The sequence below is a fragment of the Methanosarcina sp. genome (genome assembly GCF_035390745.1).
Lineage (GTDB): Archaea > Halobacteriota > Methanosarcinia > Methanosarcinales > Methanosarcinaceae > Methanosarcina.
The window spans coordinates 151974-167363 of record NZ_DAOOUJ010000001.1; the positions used below are offsets into that span (position 1 = coordinate 151974).

A 15390-nucleotide genomic window follows, 5' to 3' on the forward strand; every position below is an offset into this window, starting at 1 on the left:
TTAACTATCATGTTCTTTTTTATCTATTGAAATCTAATTTTTTATTACTGTCATTTCACTGTATCTCTTAAAAAGCGATTATTTTTAAATATAATTACTTATTGACAACCTATTTTAAAGGACAATTATGGAATCAAATTAAGCGGCTCCGAAAGTCATTTATATATAAACTTTCCCAATTATGTTAACCAATGGCATTAAATATCATAATTACTATCGGTAATATATATGCAGCTTCCAACACCCGAAGATCTTAAAAAAAGAAGAAATGAACTCGGGCTTACCCAGAGCGATCTGGCTAAAAGAGCAGGTGTGAGCCAGCCGCTGATAGCCCGCATAGAATCGGGAGATGTAGATCCGAGGCTCTCAACTGTCAGGAAAATCCTTGATGCTTTTGAGGAAGCTGAAAAGGAAAGGCAGATTATCATAAGGGACCTGATGCATTCTCCTGTTCTGCATGTTTCTCCTGAAGATTCAGTCGAAGAGGTGGTAAACCTCATGCATGTTCATGGTTTTTCACAGATTCCCGTGCTTGATAAGGGTGTCCCGGTTGGAAGTGTTTCGGAGGATATGATTGTAAGACTGATGGGCGAGAGCAAGAAAAAATCTATCTCTCAGTTGAAAGTCTCAGGGATAATGGGGGAATCATTCCCGACAGTATCTCCCGGAATATCAATCTCAGTAGTTTCTCATATACTCGAAGGAAATCCTGCTGTACTTGTTGTAGAAAAAGGTACAGTCGTGGGCGTTGTAACAAAACACGACGTGATGAAGCTCCTCCAGGGCCAGTGAATTAAGCCCTTTTTCCTGAGTGCAGGAATTTGTGACCGGGCGTGGAAAGCACATGAATTATATACTAGGATTCATTTAAACCTGAATCCTTAAGTTGATTCCGTATTTAACATGTCAGAAATTCTCTAATAAACGTGTCGATTGTTGTCGAAATGATCAGGTATGAAATGTTGCGCAGCTTTCCTGGCACAATGCATCTATGTAAAATATAACCCTGAATTATTTCCGGGTTGAGTGATTCAAATTATAAAGTTTACACAAATTCCATTAATAAATGAGAAACAAAAGTGAGTTGAAACTTTAAAAATAATACATAATTAAATTCCGATCGGATTTACATGCCTATAATAGGAATTGCAGATACAACGTTTGCACGCTATAATATGGGGCGTGCAGCAATCGACGAGATACAGAAAAACGTATCCGTACAGATTAAAAGGGTAACCGTACCCGGCATAAAGGACCTTCCGGTAGCAGCCAAAAAGCTAATTGAAGAAGAGGGCTGTGATATCGTAATGGCTCTTGGTATGCCAGGCGGTAAGGAAAAAGACAAAATGTGCGCTCATGAAGCTTCTCAGGGTCTGATTATGGCCCAGCTCATGACCAATACCCATATTATCGAGGTCTTTGTCCATGAGGATGAAGGAAAAGACGAGAAAGAACTCGCTTTTCTCATGGACAGGCGGACCCGGGAACATGCCTTAAACGTGATAAAGCTGCTCTTCAAGCCTGAGAAACTTGTGAAGGAAGCCGGTACTGGTCAGAGGCAGGGTTTTGAGGATGCAGGCCCATTGAGAATGTGAAGCGACTTTAATAACTTTAAATTAAAAACAAGACTGGAGACCTTATTCGATGACTATCAGCCTAGGATTTGTTGTAGCTGAATTTAACAGGGATCTTACCTATCAGATGGAGCTGCTTGGAAGAGAGCATGCAGAGTTCCTGGGGGCAACAGTTAAAGAGACTATTCTCGTGCCCGGGGTCTTTGATATGCCTCTTGCAATCAAAAAGCTCTGCCAGAGGGAAGATATTGATGCAGTTGTTACCATAGGGTCGGTAATCGAAGGCGAGACCGACCATGACCAGGTTGTTATGCAGCATGCCGCAAGAAAGATTATGGATCTTTCCCTTGAGTTCAACAAGCCGGTAACGCTTGGAATTCCGGGTCCGGGTATGAGCCGGATGGCTGCTCATGAACGTGTTGACTATGCCAAAAGAGCAGTAGAAGCTGCAGTAAAGCTGGTGAGGCGGCTGTGAAATTGCCTCAATAGGCTAGCAAAATGCAATAAACCAGGACCATCCCTATGTCATCCGCAAGGCTTAAGCGTGTAGAAGAATCCGCAACGATCAGGATCTCCAATATTGCAACCAGAATGATTAAAGAGGGTACAGATGTTATCAACTTTAGCCTTGGCGAACCTGATTTCGATACCCCGAAAAATATCTGCGATGCAGCGGCAAAGGCTATGTATGAGGGAAAGACTCACTATGCCCCCTCGGCCGGAATTCCGGAGCTGAGAGCAGCCATTGCCGAAAAAATGAGGACCGAAAATCGCCTGGATGTGACCGAAAAAGATGTGCTGGTCACTCCGGGTGCAAAGCAGGGGATTTTCGAAATTATGATGGCTGCCCTCGACGACGGTGATCAGGCACTTCTCTTTGATCCTGCCTGGGTAACTTATGATGCCTGCATCCGTTTTGCAGGGGCAGATACCGTATGGGTTCCTACGGTTCCTGAGAAAGGCTTCCTGCCTGACAATTTCGCCGAGTACATTAACAGCAAGACAAAGCTTATTGTTGTAAACACTCCGGGGAATCCAACAGGAGGCGTATTTGGGAAAAAGACCCTGCAGTGCATTGCTGATCTTGCAATTGACCACGACCTTCTGGTAGTCTCGGACGAGATCTATGAGAAAATCATCTATGACCGGGAACATATCAGTATTGGCAGTTTCGACGGCATGCAGGAGAGAACCGTTACTGTTAATGGCTTTTCCAAGGCATATGCAATGACCGGCTGGAGGCTTGGATACCTTACCGCTCCTCCTGAGATCTTCAAGCTTCTGCAGAAGATCCAGTCACATTCAGTAAGCAGTGCCACTACCTTTGTCCAGTACGGCGGGCTTGAAGCCCTTCAGGGCCCACAGGATGGGGTCAAAGCAATGGTAGACCGCTTTAAAATGCGCAGGGACATTCTCATTGACGGGCTGAATAAAATGGGTCTTGAGTGTAAAAAGCCGGATGGGGCTTTTTATGCCTTTGCCAATGTGAGCGATTATGGCAACGGGACCGAAGTTGCCGAAAAGCTCCTGAAAGAAGCTCACGTGGCAGTAACCCCGGGAATCGCTTTTGGGGCTTCCGGCGAGGACTTTATCCGTATTTCTTATGCAACGTCCATTGATAGAATTCGTGAAGCTCTTGACAGGCTTGAAAAAGTATTTTCGTAAAACAGTATATGACGGTAGGGGTAAATTTACCCGTACCGTTTAAGGACTTCTTTTATAATTGTACCTGTACTGCAAAGCGGGCATTTTTTTGAAAGCGGGATCCTGACTACTTTTGCAGGAAGCCCTCTCTTAATAAGTTCTTTTTCCAGAACCTCTATGTCAAAACGCTGGTCATAGCCCAGAGCAATAATGTCCGGTCTTATCTCTTTCAGGGGTTCAAACATGTCTTTTTCACTGCCAAGAATGGCTTTGTCTACCGCTCCGAGTGCACCTACCATCTCAAGCCTCTGTTCCTCAGGAATTACTGGCTTTGGCTTATGGATCACATTTGAATCCCTGGCAACAATGACGAAGAGCTCGTCTCCAAGAGCCCTCGCCTGGGTCAGGAAATAAACATGTCCCGGATGGAGAATATCAAAAGTTCCGGTAGCTAGTACACGTGTCAATAAATCACCTTGTCTCGGGTAATATCCTGCAAGCATAAGAAACTTACTGAAAATAGCCTTATTTTCTTAGCCCTGAAAATTCTATTTATGCAGCCTGTAAATCGTGTAAACAGTCACTGAGTATTTCATAAGTGGCATTTATGTTAACGAGCTTCTGATTATCACAAGTAATATATATGACTCGCAAATATGACTAATAATTATTGAAATGGAAACCCGAGATCAGCAGTTTGAAGCCAGATAATGTAAAGCCGGAATTTTTGAGTCTTCATAGAGCTGGCTGTTACCCCAGGGATTATCACAAGTAATATATAATTCTGGCAAAAATTACCATCTAGATAAGTTTATAGCAAGAGGAAACCCGTATGGTTAAAAAATCGATTCATGAGATTAATAAAAAAATTGAAGATGGGAGTGTCAATGTAGTCACAGCCGAGGAAATGGTCGGAATTGTTGAAAACCTTGGCGTGGAAGGTGCTGCAAAGGAAGTAGATGTGGTAACTACAGGCACTTTCGGAGCAATGTGCTCTTCAGGTTTAATGCTCAATCTGGGTCATTCGGAACCCCCTATTAAGATTCAGAGAGTCTGGTTCAATAATGTGGAGGCATATAGCGGGCTTGCTGCGGTTGATGCTTACCTAGGAGCTGCGCAGATCTCAAACACGCGCGGGATTCAATACGGCGGGGCACATGTTATTGAAGACCTGTTAAGGGGAAAAGAAATTAATGTGCACGCAACTTCTTACGGAACGGACTGCTATCCAAGGAAAGTACTTGATACGACAATCACCCTTGACGACCTGAATGAAGCTGTTCTTCTGAACCCCAGGAATGCATACCAGAAATACAACGCTGCAACAAACAGTTCTAAAAGGATACTCAATACTTATATGGGCGAGCTTCTGCCCAACTTCGGAAACGTCACTTACTCCGGCGCAGGAGTGCTTTCCCCCCTATCAAACGACCCCAGTTATGAAACTATAGGGACAGGTACAAGGATTTTCCTTGGAGGTGCACAGGGTTATGTTATAGGAAACGGGACCCAGCATTCTCCTTCGAGCGGGTTTGGAACTCTTATGGTTAAAGGAAACCTGAAGGAGATGAGCCCTGATTATTTAAGAGCTGCTTCTTTTACAGGTTACGGGACAACTCTTTACATGGGAATCGGTATACCTATCCCTATTCTGAATGAAAAGCTGGCAGCTGCAACTGCAGTGCGTGACGAGGATATAACTACCAGTGTACTTGATTATGCTGTGGGCAGCAGGGATAAGCCTGTGATCAGGAAGGTAAACTATGCCGAACTCAAGTCAGGTTCTGTGCAGATTGAAGGAAAGGATGTTCCAACCTCTTCCCTGTCAAGCTTCAAGAACGCAAGAAAAATTGCAAATGAACTTAAAGACTGGGTAAAGCACGGGAAATTCTTTGTCAGCATGCCTGTGGAGAAGCTTTGCAGTGAAGGTTCGGCAAAACCCATGAAACAGACTCAGGCAGTACCTCTTGTAAAAGACGTCATGTCCGATTTCATTGTCACAATTAAAAAGAACCAGACTGTTCAGGACGCTGCCAAGAAGATCTGGGAGAATTCTTTCAACCACCTTGCAGTAGTTTCGGATACAGGTGAACTTGTGGGAATCCTCACCGCCTGGGACATTTCAAAAGCCGTTGCGCAAAGTAATTTCGATTCTGTGGAAAGTGTTATGACTAAAAAAGTCCTTACCTGTGCCCCTAACGAACCTGTGGACCTTGCAGCACGCAGGCTTGACCGCTACGGCGTTTCGGCAATGCCGGTAATTGACTCCCAGAGAAGAGTACTTGGAATTATCACAAGCGACAATATAAGCAAGCTCCTTGCAAGGAGGTACTGAGCATGAAAATAAAGATCTGCATCCCCACAGAAAGGATACATAACCCCATTATCTCCGACTCTATTATCGAAACAGGAATCCTGCTTAATATTATGGTCGCAAACATTGACTCGACTTACGGAGAACTGATTGCAGACGTAATGGACTCCAGATTTGATAGGATTAAAAATGCTCTCGAGTCAAGAGGTGCAATAGTTGCAATTCTGGACCGTCCCATTCACAGGGACGAGGAAGAGTGTGTTGAATGTGGGGCCTGTATCTCAGTCTGCCCTATGAATGTTTACTCCTTTGATGAGAACTGGAGCCTCTGCGTAGATGAAAAGAAATGCATCCAGTGCGGTATGTGTATCAAGATGTGCCCGCACGGAGCTTTAAAGCTGGGAGAATGAAGAAACTGAACCTTATTTTTTCTCCTTTTTTCTCTCCCTGTTTTTTCCTTCATTTAATTTTTCTCTTTATTCCCTTGTTTTCGCTTTTCTCCCTTTTTTCAGCTTTCTATTCCTGTTCTGGCGTACAAATTGAGTATCTGAGTGGATACCGATTTCTGTTTTGAAACTCTCATTATTTATAGATTGAAACAAATAATTATAATGTATAGTAAGATGCTAACCGACAAAAGCCATCTCTGCCAGAGGTGTCTCAGGTCCAGAACCCTTCCTGGCAGTACTGTGTTTTAAAAGCTTATCAGCGACCTCCGCAAAAACAGATTTTTCTCTGTATTTTTTCATTGTTGGAGATTAAACAGGTGAGGGAATCTTTACTACAAATTTAATTTGTAAAGTGGCTTTGAAATCCTTGAAAAGGGGGAATATAAAAATGAAAATCCTCGTACTTTATACAGGTGAACTGGGAAGAAAAGTTATCCAGAATCTGGTAAACTCATCAAATTTCTGCGTGTCGTGCGGTGAGCTCTGCAACCACTGCCGCCAGGCAAGGAAATCTTATGCAAACCTGATAGTGGGAATCCATGAGTTTCCTGACGACCTGCCGACATTTATCGAAGAGCCCTCCCAGTATATGCCTCCAAACCTTCCGGAGTGTGACCTGATCCTTGCTATAGGCATCCATGCCGACCTCTATTCAGCCATTCCCGAAGTTGTGCAGAAAACTGGCGCAAAGGCTGTAATCGCGCCTTCTGAGGACTCAAAGAAAACTCCTGCTGGTGTCCTTGAACAGCTCAGAAAAGAACTCGAAGCCACAGGTGTAGAATTCGAGGCTCCAAAACCTTTCTGTGCCCTTGAAAAGACCGGAAAGCCAATTATAGACGCTTTTGTGGACATGGGCTTCGGAAAGCCGGTGCTCAGGATCGAGATGAGCCCTGATGGAAAAATGTTCATAGGAGCAGGCGTACTAAGGGATGCCCCATGCGGCTCAACCTGGTTTGTCGCAAAGAAACTCGGCTGGACCGATGTCTCCGGTTATAAGGAAACCATCTCAGGTGCTCACCATTCTTACCCCTGTACGGGAAGCATGGATAAAGACCCGCAGATAGGAGATACCATCCTGCACAAAGCCGGATATATTATCAGAGAGGCTGTGGAAGACGGAATGGAATGTGCAAAAAAGGAGAAGGAAAAGTTTTCGGTAACCTGCAGAGATGAAGCTCAGGCTCTGACTTTTGAAACTTAAAAAGAGTAAATAACGAAGGCACAATTTTTTTCCGTGCCTTTCTTTCTTTTACCTGACAAAAAACGTACTTGCCGGGTTAAGTATAAACGTTTACGGTTGAAACTCCTTTTCTTGTCTGCGTCTGGGAATTAATTTCTTCATAGGGCTGTACTATTACGAATCCTTCTCCTCTGAAAACCATCTGGACAGATTCTCCTGTGCTTCTTCCAACGCTAGTTTTCAGTGAGAGGTCACTTTTTACTTCCGGCTCCAGACTTCCTGTCCAGGCAACTGTGGTATTGGGGTCTGTGAAGATCGGGCGCTCTCTTGTTACTCTGAAGGTAAGAGGCTCATGGTTGGTAGTGATAGCAACTATGCCTGTTCCTTCAAGTTTTACGTTGTAAATGTCATTTTCCGTTACCCCGGAAAACTTTCTCATCATTCTTATGTCCCAGCTGATAGAGTCTTCGATGGCAAGTATATCATTGAAATTTACGCAGATGGAGTCTTTTTCAAGTTTCAGAACTGAGACTTTCTTTCCTTTGTCTGCAAGGTAAAGTTTTCCCACTCCTTCTGCTTTTATAAGGTTGACTCCTTCTCCTCCCATGGATATCTTTACCATCTTTCCAAGCCCGTGTTCGAGAGTTCCTTCTCGTGTAAACCTTATGTTCCCCGTGTATGCCGCCATGGAGCCCATTTTGGTCCATACCACACCTCTGAGATTTACTCCCAGCAGGTGTTCTTTTTCCAGTTCAAAAACTCCCTGCCCAGGGGCTCTTTCTCCATTGCTTCTGATAAAATCTTCTAACAAATAGCTGCCCATTTTTTACCTCTGGGTATAGTTTATTTTTTTACACTGTTTTAATGTTTAATATATTTAAATAAATATAAATAAGTATTCCTGCAGTTCTTTGAATAGTAACCATCTGTTAATTCCGGGCAAACTTCCTGTTATTTATATAATGCATGCAAAACAATTGAAGTAATATCAGATCTCGCTTTTCAGTTTTAGTTTCAAGAGGTAAACCATGAAACCAAAGATCGACTCCACAAGTTTTGGTTCAATCACTGTAGAAGGAGAGACTTTTGATTACGATATCCTTATCCGGCTTGACGGAAGGGTAGAAAAACGGGAGAAAATGCTCTCAAAAGAAAAGTACGGGACTTCCCACAAAATCTCTCTTGAAGAAGCGGAACATGTTTACGAGGAAGGGACAGAAAAAATAATCATAGGGACCGGACAGACAGGTTTTGTGGAACTTTCCGAGGAAGCTGAAGACTTCTTCAGGGGAAAAAGGTGTGGGATAGAACTTTTTCCCACTCCCTGGGCAATTGAGCGCTGGAATGAAATCGAAGGCAGGGTTTCTGCAATGTTTCATATAACCTGCTGAAAAAGATCCACCCTGCGATTAATTCAATAGCTTATTTTTTCCTTTTTTGTCCAGCTATATTTTCCATTTGTTTTTGTCCGGCTGTTTCTTTTCCAGGGCATCTCAGATTTTTTAATCAAATGCTGCTAATAGAGGGCTTTCGGCTTGAATTTCCATTATTTCCTTTTTCTTTTCCTTTGTTTCCTTTATATGTATATCCATCTGCGGGAAGGGAATTTCAATTCCTTCTCTCCTGTAAGCCTCAAAGATTCCGGCGGTAAGGTTATTTTTTACAGCCATAAGGTCTCCAGTCTTTGCCCAGGCTCTGAGCTGAAGATTTACGGAAGAACTGGCAAGTTCGGTAGTAACTACTGAAGGCTGAGGATCCTGAAGCACAAGAGGGTGACTCTTCATAAGGTCAAGAGCTATTTTGATAGCCTGTTCGACATCTGAAGAATAGCTAATACCAACGTCCACGGAAACCCTTCTTGTAGGCATGCGGGTCATATTGACAATTGAACTTCCCCAGACAAGCTTGTTTGGGATTGTTATTAACTGGTTGTCAGGAGTCAGGAGTTCTGTTGACATAATTCCTACTGATTTTACTTTTCCCGTCTGTCCGTTTAAAGTGACTGTTTCTCCCATGTCAATTGGTCTTACCGCAGCAACCCACACACCAGATGCTATGTTTGTAAAGGTATCCTGCATTCCAAGACCCAGGACCAGACCTATCACTGCAGAAAGCCCTACCACGTAACTGTCTACATCAAAACCGAGGCACTTCAAAAAGATCAGGAAAACTACGACATACAGAAAGACGCTCAGGAAATTTGTAAGAAACTTTGTGGTGAGGTCAGGTAATTTTGTTTTCTCGATTCCTTTCCTGAGAATACGTATAAGAAGTTTTGCTAAAATTAACCCTGCAATCAGTACTGCTGTTGCAAAAATCAGTCTGGACACCGATATATCGGTATAAGGAATTACCTTTTCTAATATTTCACTGCTTATTTCGCCACCCAATTTTTTATCTCCTATTTTCGTTTTCGAGTTCTTTTTCCCGGATAAAGACAAATCAGGAAGATTTTCTATTCTCCTGCCCAGTGTATCTCCTTCTTAATCAGGAACATAATAAGGAACAGGAATGTAGAGTAAACTTTAACATATACAGGTAAACTTTAACATATACAGGGAATAAAGAAATATGCCCTGAATAATTGCATTAAATGACCAGCTTTTACCAGACGCTCGACTTCCTTAAATTATTTATTATTTTCCTGTATTAAACCTTACTGAACTCTAAATCTCATAAAGTTATAAGCCTGTAAATCCATTGTTTTCAGTATCTATCTTATCAAACTCAGGGAAGGCCCAAATTGAAATGGATTAAAAAGCTCTTCGGAAAGCCAGAAAGCTCACACGAAAAGAGTATTTCCAGCGAAATCAGTTTTGACGAACTGCCTGCATGGCTGGATGAAAGTTCTCAAAAAATATCTTCTGAAATAGAAAAGGATGTCTCAGGACTTTTTAAGGAGCTTGAAGCTGCGATTTCCGAGCTCAAGGAAAGCAATAACAGGCTTCTGGATGCAAAAGTTGAAGGGAATTTTGATATAAGAGCTGTAAAGCGGGCGAAGAGCAACCGCGAAAATGTGACAAAACAGGTTGGGGTATTTGTAGATAAGCTCGGAACTCCGGCAAATATGGATTTCAGGGCTCTCAAAGGGTTTCATGAAGCAGCCATGCAGAACCTGAACACCTGTCTTGAACATATGAACCGGAGCTTCCGGTACACAAGACCAGTCTTTCCTCAGGAGTCAAAAGAAGTTACTGACAGCCTTGGAAGGCTTGGATATGTTCTTAATCAGCTCAGGGAAACAATCCTGAACCATAGGCATGAAATGGAATCTATTGAAGCAGCTTCCAGAAGCATAGAAGAGGTCAGGGAATTTTCTGCCTTAATAAAAGCTGAAGACAGTGAACTCAAATCTAAAAATCAGAAGATTCTGGCATTAAAAGACGAAGCGTCCAGAACCGGTAAAGCTCTCGAAGAGTTCAAACAGGGAGAAGCCTGGCAAAAACTGCAGAGACTTCAGGAAGAATTTACTCTGGCAGGAGACAGGCTTAAAAAAGCTGAAACAGGTTTGAATTCCCTTATTCTGCCTTTTTCAGGCAATCTCTCCAGAATAAAGAAACTCCATGAAAGCGGCAAATACACCTTAAAGCCTGAGGTAAAAAAGCAGCTTGACATCTGCCTTGAAGCCCCTGCTAACCTTGATCCTTCCTTTTTCCTGGAGCTCCAGAAAGTTTTCGAAGACCCTGCTCTTGATATACAGGCACAGAAGAAAGAAAAAGCTCTTGCACAGGTAAGGTCCGCAGCCTCAGGTTTTGAAGAGAAGAAAAAAGAATATCTTGAATCCAGGAAAGCCTTTGAAGCCAAAAAATCCGAGCTCGCGAGATCGGATACCGGAGAACTTTCCGGACTTGAGCATAAGGAAGCAGAACTTCTCGCAAGAGCCCGCCTGCTTGAAGAAGAAATCGAAAGTTCCGAAAAGAAACTGGCTGCCTTAAATGAAGACCTCAAAACCAGAGAAGAAAAACTTCAGGCAAGCGTTGCCTCAATTAACAGCAGCGTAAAAATCCGATTTCTGTCCTGAAATTCCTGCACTGAAATCCCTGAACATGCGCACCTGATGGAGCTGTAAGCAGCTTCCAGTCAGGAAAGCCTGAGTTGTTATTACTCTCTGTTTTTCTCCCTGCTTTTCCCCTGTATTCTACTTTTCCTTTGCATGAAAGACCGTTCGCATAACAGCTGTCTTATCATTCACTCTTAACAGTTTATCTTATTTTTCTATCTTATGAATTTATAATTCATCAGCTCTTTAATTTATTCTGGGAACTTAATTTTGCGGGGTACTGAAAGCTTTTCAGATCATTATCTGTTACCTTATTTTGTGTAACCGCTGGAAGCTTTTAGGAAAATTTAAAAAAGCTGATGCGCTGGTCACTATGGATAGAATATTGTTGCGTTTATTTGTTAATTTATGTCTGGTTTCTGTTTTTCTATCAGGAGCCACAGTTTCCTGTTTTTTAGATATACAGACGGCTTCTGCGGCTGAATTCATTCTTGCTCAAAATGAGAGCGTGAACAGCAGTGTAAACAGCAGTATTTCTCTGACAGAAGAGAGTGGTCAAGCCGCCTTTTCTTCCGGGGAGCCTTTAAATTCTGCTCAGAAAAAGCTTTCAGGGGACCTGCTGCAGCTCTGTGACGAACGATGCCTTTCAGGAGAAGAGTCCTCAGAGACTCTGAAAGCCCGTATGGTAAAGCTGGGGCAGTTAAGCCAAACAGATCCCGTTTCTGGAAGGGTAGCCAGTTCAGCAGAATACTCTGAAAGCCCTGCCGGTTCAGGGGAGAATGCCAGCAAGTCCTCTTTTTCTTCGGCTGAAATGGTTTATGTGTACATTTATCTGGAGCCTTCTGCAAACAGCAGCATACTTGAAGGATACTGTGAGCTTGTGGAAAGGGATGAAGAAAACCATATCGCTGTGGCATGGATCCCGCTTGAATCCCTTGAGTCCGTGGCTTCTCTTACTGAAGTGAGAAATATCCAGACGGTCCTCCCTCCTTTTGTCAGGCAGGGAAGCACGGTTTCGGAGGGAGACTTCATTCTTAAGTCTTCCAGCCTAAGGGAGTCTAATGGCGTGAACGGGACAGGAGTAAAAATCGGAATAATATCTGACGGCGTGGACAGCCTTGAGGACGCACAGGCTACGGGTGATGTTTCTTATGATGTGCATATCCTGAGCAACAAGATCGGCGGGAATGAAGGTACTTCTATGCTTGAAATCGTTCAGGACATAGCTCCCGGGGCGGAACTGTATTTCCACGACTGCGGTTCCAGCAGGCTCGAGTTCAATAAAGCGGTCGATGCCCTTGTTAATGAAGGGTGCACTGTCATCTGCGATGACATAGGCTGGCTTTCCGAGCCTTTCTTTGAAGACGGGATAGTGGCAGACCATGTGAAAGAGGTCATAAAAAAGCACGACCTCCTTTACGTAAGTTCTGCAGGAAACTCTGGCGACAGCCATTACCAGGGTCTTTTCCACGACAACGGGAGCGGCTGGCATGATTTCAGCAGCGGGAAGGGAGAGGTAAAGAATCTGCAGCTTGAGATCCAGCCCTCGGGAGAGGTGTGGGTGTTTCTCCAGTGGAATGACAGATGGGAACAGTCGGGAAATAATTATGACCTTTTCCTCAAAAACCGGGATACTTCAGAGACCATGGCGTCCAGTGAAGTCTACCAGGACGGAGATAATCTGCCCCTCGAATATATAATGTACAGCAATGAAGGAAACAGCACCCTTAACGCTTCTATCGAGGTTAAAAAGACCTCAGGGGAAACAAAAGAACTCGAGCTCTATATCTATTACTGGCCTGGAGTAACCGTTAATCCTGAAAATATCGTTGCCGAAGATTCTATTTTCGGGCATCCTGCCCTGCCTGAAGCAGTAGCTGTAGGGGCAGTAAGAGCCGGCGACTCCGGAGACTATGAGCTTGAGTACTTCTCTTCTGTCGGTCCGTCTACGATTTTCTATCCTTCTCCGGAAGTTCGTACGAAAGCTGACATTTCGGGGCTTGACGGTGTGAGTGTTACAGGTAAGGACGGCGTTTCGGAGCAGTTTTACGGTACGAGCGCCTCTTCTCCGCATGTTGCAGCTATTGCAGCCCTTGTCTGGAGCGCTTTTCCGGAAAAGTCGGCTATGGATATCAGGAGGCTGCTCTATACTTCTTCAACAGACCTCGGAGATCCCGGATATGATACCACTTTCGGATACGGGCTTGTGAATGCTTCCAGGATGTATGAACAGGCATCAGGAGCTCCTTCTATTCTGACTGTGAAGACTGACGGGAGCGGGGATTTTTCTTCAATCTCCGAGGCGGTAAACGAGAGCAGACCCGGAGATTCCATTCTTGTATATCCGGGAACATACAGGGAAAATGTGGATGTTCCCTGGTCCCTTAACTTAAGTTCTGTTTCCGGAAAGCCAGAGGACACTATCCTCGAAGCTGAAAACACAGAGGAACCTGTTTTTCATATTACTGCCAGTTCTGCAAACATCAGCGGGTTCAGCATTAAAGGCTCTTCCAGAGCTGGTATTTATCTCGAAAGTGCAGGTAAATGTAAGCTTACGAATAACAAAGTATCAGGCTGCGGTCAGGGAGTCTTTCTTGAAGAATCGTTCAATAACACTCTTGCAGGGAATAATATCTCAAATAATATGGAAGGGCTCAGGTTAATGGATTCTTTCCTGAACACTGTCCTTGAAAATGAATTTGATAACGGTATAAATGTCAATGAAAGTTCCAGTCAAAACTCAGGCGAAGAAGGGCTTTCAAATATCTGGAACACGGCTGAAGACGTAAGCTATCTCTATAACGGCGGGGTCTACGAAAGCCGGTTTGGAAATTTTTACTCGGACTATCGGGGGCAGGACACCGACGGCAGTGGGATAGGAGACATTCCTTATGGCAGTGATTCATTTCCACTTATTTCCAGATTGGCGTCATACTCCACAGGGTTTGAAATCGGGAGTATAATTCCTGCTCCTGGTACGGTCTCGTATGAAGGGGATTCTCTGGAATTCAGTGTCCGGTCCACGAGAAACTGCACTTTCAGCTGGCTGATAAATGGAATTCTGTTGCAGACAAACGAGTCTGCTTCTTCTGCGGTTCTTTCGATTAATACCGGAGAATTGACAGGCAGCATTACAGAAGGCAGCAATAATCCTCCTCTCAGGACTGAATACAACCTGACAGTTATTGCAGCAAACGGCTCTTCAACCCTGCAAAATAGCTGGAACTGGGCTGTCTACCCCGCAGAAGAAAAAACGGATACATCTGAAAACATCAGCGAAGATAATGTGGTCAGGGGCAGCAGTTCAGAAGAAGGTAATGAAATAAGTTCTGGGGATGGGAGCGGAGGAAGCGGAGGAAGCGGTGGAATTGCCAGTTCTCCTGAGCCCTCAAGTAATATTGAAAGCAGAGAGCTGGCACAGAGTTTTGTCAGCAGCGGAAACCATATCCGGTTTGATTTTCCCGGGAATGCAACACCTGTAACAGCCGTAGAATTCGATGCGAGGAAAAACGCTGGAAAAGTTACAGTCAGCGTGGAAATGCTGAAGAATCGGTCAGTTCTGGTTTCAAGCCTGCCGGAAGGCGATGTTTACAGGCATTTCAATATCTGGGCTGGCAGTAGCGGTTTTGTATTCCCGGAAAATATTCGGAACCTGACAGTCAGCTTCAGGGTCGAAAAAGACTGGATTTCCAAAAATGGAATTGACCCTGCTTCAGTTTCTCTTTACAGGTACCTGGACTCAAACTGGACAGAACTTCCTTCCCAGATCACCGGGGAAGATGAGTTATTCTTCTATTTTGAATCCGAAACTCCGGGCTTCGAATCTTTTTCAGTTGCAGGCCAGAAGCAGGGTGAGCCTCTGGAGTTTTCTTCTCATACAGATGTGCAGAATGTCTCGCCTGCAACAGTTCCGGACGGGGCTCCGGAAATCTGGATTACTCGCGAAAATGAAAGCAATTCGACAGAAGAGAACAGCGAAGATAACAGGAATGTTCCGTCCCTCAGTGTTGGAATGTGTATTATCCTTTTACTTACGGTCGCAGTGTGGATTAAAAGGAAGTGGTGAGCAGATCCGAAAAATAGTAATCTAATTAAGTTGTGAATTGAAAAATGGTTTTCGGAAATGTGAAAGTATTATTTGGAAACTCTTTTAAAGGAGCATCAAGTTACCTGATAGTATATTTTTGATTCCTGTGCAGTATTATGTTTTGATTTTTCGTAACTTTAAG

The 15390-nt window shown here is 43.8% G+C and carries 13 protein-coding genes; 10 read left to right on the forward strand and 3 right to left on the reverse strand.

Annotated features, from left to right (window positions below; translation table 11 throughout):
• Positions 1 to 228 precede the first annotated feature (228 nt).
• The 4 genes from PLL47_RS00670 (at position 229) to PLL47_RS00685 (ending at position 3239) form a co-directional block, all read left to right on the forward strand.
• Complete coding sequence (locus PLL47_RS00670) at positions 229 to 792, forward strand: CBS domain-containing protein (protein ID WP_324443632.1); 564 nt, start codon at positions 229 to 231, stop codon at positions 790 to 792.
• 338 nt (positions 793 to 1130) lie between these two features.
• Positions 1131 to 1595, forward strand: coding sequence for a riboflavin synthase (gene ribC / locus PLL47_RS00675; RefSeq protein WP_324443634.1), 465 nt, complete (start codon positions 1131 to 1133; stop codon positions 1593 to 1595).
• 49 nt (positions 1596 to 1644) lie between these two features.
• On the forward strand, positions 1645 to 2049 hold the full coding sequence (gene ribH, locus PLL47_RS00680; RefSeq protein ID WP_324443636.1) for a 6,7-dimethyl-8-ribityllumazine synthase: 405 nt from the start codon (positions 1645 to 1647) through the stop codon (positions 2047 to 2049).
• A 47-nt stretch (positions 2050 to 2096) separates the two neighbouring features.
• Positions 2097 to 3239, forward strand: coding sequence for a pyridoxal phosphate-dependent aminotransferase (locus PLL47_RS00685; protein ID WP_324443638.1), 1143 nt, complete (start codon positions 2097 to 2099; stop codon positions 3237 to 3239).
• 26 nt (positions 3240 to 3265) lie between these two features.
• On the opposite strand, the gene PLL47_RS00690 is transcribed toward PLL47_RS00685, so the two are convergent.
• The gene (locus tag PLL47_RS00690) at positions 3266 to 3721 is read right to left on the reverse strand and encodes an FAD synthase family protein (protein ID WP_324443640.1); all 456 of its coding nucleotides are present in this window, start codon (positions 3719 to 3721) and stop codon (positions 3266 to 3268) included.
• Positions 3722 to 4050: 329 nt separating this feature from the next.
• Between PLL47_RS00690 and PLL47_RS00695 the strand changes: the two genes are divergently transcribed.
• The 3 genes from PLL47_RS00695 (at position 4051) to PLL47_RS00705 (ending at position 7182) form a co-directional block, all read left to right on the forward strand.
• The gene (locus PLL47_RS00695) at positions 4051 to 5553 is read left to right on the forward strand and encodes an L-aspartate semialdehyde sulfurtransferase (protein ID WP_324443642.1); all 1503 of its coding nucleotides are present in this window, start codon (positions 4051 to 4053) and stop codon (positions 5551 to 5553) included.
• A 2-nt stretch (positions 5554 to 5555) separates the two neighbouring features.
• On the forward strand, positions 5556 to 5942 hold the full coding sequence (locus PLL47_RS00700) for a 4Fe-4S binding protein (RefSeq protein ID WP_324443644.1): 387 nt from the start codon (positions 5556 to 5558) through the stop codon (positions 5940 to 5942).
• 427 nt (positions 5943 to 6369) lie between these two features.
• Positions 6370 to 7182, forward strand: a complete 813-nt coding sequence (locus PLL47_RS00705) for a DUF166 domain-containing protein (protein ID WP_324443646.1) — start codon at positions 6370 to 6372, stop codon at positions 7180 to 7182.
• Between the two features lie 76 nt (positions 7183 to 7258).
• Here PLL47_RS00705 and PLL47_RS00710 read toward each other — a convergent pair whose 3' ends face one another.
• The gene (locus PLL47_RS00710) at positions 7259 to 7984 is read right to left on the reverse strand and encodes an AIM24 family protein (protein WP_324443647.1); all 726 of its coding nucleotides are present in this window, start codon (positions 7982 to 7984) and stop codon (positions 7259 to 7261) included.
• Between the two features lie 205 nt (positions 7985 to 8189).
• On the opposite strand from PLL47_RS00710, the gene PLL47_RS00715 reads away from it, so the two are divergent.
• On the forward strand, positions 8190 to 8552 hold the full coding sequence (locus PLL47_RS00715) for an Mth938-like domain-containing protein (protein ID WP_324443649.1): 363 nt from the start codon (positions 8190 to 8192) through the stop codon (positions 8550 to 8552).
• A 111-nt stretch (positions 8553 to 8663) separates the two neighbouring features.
• On the opposite strand, the gene PLL47_RS00720 is transcribed toward PLL47_RS00715, so the two are convergent.
• Complete coding sequence (locus tag PLL47_RS00720; protein ID WP_324443651.1) at positions 8664 to 9551, reverse strand: mechanosensitive ion channel family protein; 888 nt, start codon at positions 9549 to 9551, stop codon at positions 8664 to 8666.
• A 353-nt stretch (positions 9552 to 9904) separates the two neighbouring features.
• Between PLL47_RS00720 and PLL47_RS00725 the strand changes: the two genes are divergently transcribed.
• Both PLL47_RS00725 and PLL47_RS00730 read left to right on the forward strand, forming a co-directional pair.
• Positions 9905 to 11182, forward strand: a complete 1278-nt coding sequence (locus PLL47_RS00725; RefSeq protein WP_324443653.1) for a cell surface protein — start codon at positions 9905 to 9907, stop codon at positions 11180 to 11182.
• A 487-nt stretch (positions 11183 to 11669) separates the two neighbouring features.
• Positions 11670 to 15227: a PGF-pre-PGF domain-containing protein gene (locus PLL47_RS00730; protein ID WP_324443655.1), complete on the forward strand. Its 3558-nt coding sequence runs from the start codon at positions 11670 to 11672 to the stop codon at positions 15225 to 15227.
• The last annotated feature ends 163 nt before the right edge of the window (positions 15228 to 15390 follow it).

Excerpts from the sequence above, each read along its gene's own strand:
- PLL47_RS00695 (WP_324443642.1), top strand. The coding sequence starts at position 4,051 with ATGGTTAAAAAATCGATTCATGAGATTAATAAAAAAATTGAAGATGGG.
- PLL47_RS00700 (WP_324443644.1), top strand. The coding sequence starts at position 5,556 with ATGAAAATAAAGATCTGCATCCCCACAGAAAGGATACATAACCCCATT.
- PLL47_RS00705 (WP_324443646.1), top strand. The coding sequence starts at position 6,370 with ATGAAAATCCTCGTACTTTATACAGGTGAACTGGGAAGAAAAGTTATC.
- PLL47_RS00715 (WP_324443649.1), top strand. The coding sequence starts at position 8,190 with ATGAAACCAAAGATCGACTCCACAAGTTTTGGTTCAATCACTGTAGAA.
- PLL47_RS00710 (WP_324443647.1), bottom strand. The coding sequence starts at position 7,984 with ATGGGCAGCTATTTGTTAGAAGATTTTATCAGAAGCAATGGAGAAAGA.
- ribC (WP_324443634.1), top strand. The coding sequence starts at position 1,131 with ATGCCTATAATAGGAATTGCAGATACAACGTTTGCACGCTATAATATG.
- PLL47_RS00690 (WP_324443640.1), bottom strand. The coding sequence starts at position 3,721 with ATGCTTGCAGGATATTACCCGAGACAAGGTGATTTATTGACACGTGTA.
- PLL47_RS00685 (WP_324443638.1), top strand. The coding sequence starts at position 2,097 with ATGTCATCCGCAAGGCTTAAGCGTGTAGAAGAATCCGCAACGATCAGG.
- ribH (WP_324443636.1), top strand. The coding sequence starts at position 1,645 with ATGACTATCAGCCTAGGATTTGTTGTAGCTGAATTTAACAGGGATCTT.
- PLL47_RS00670 (WP_324443632.1), top strand. The coding sequence starts at position 229 with ATGCAGCTTCCAACACCCGAAGATCTTAAAAAAAGAAGAAATGAACTC.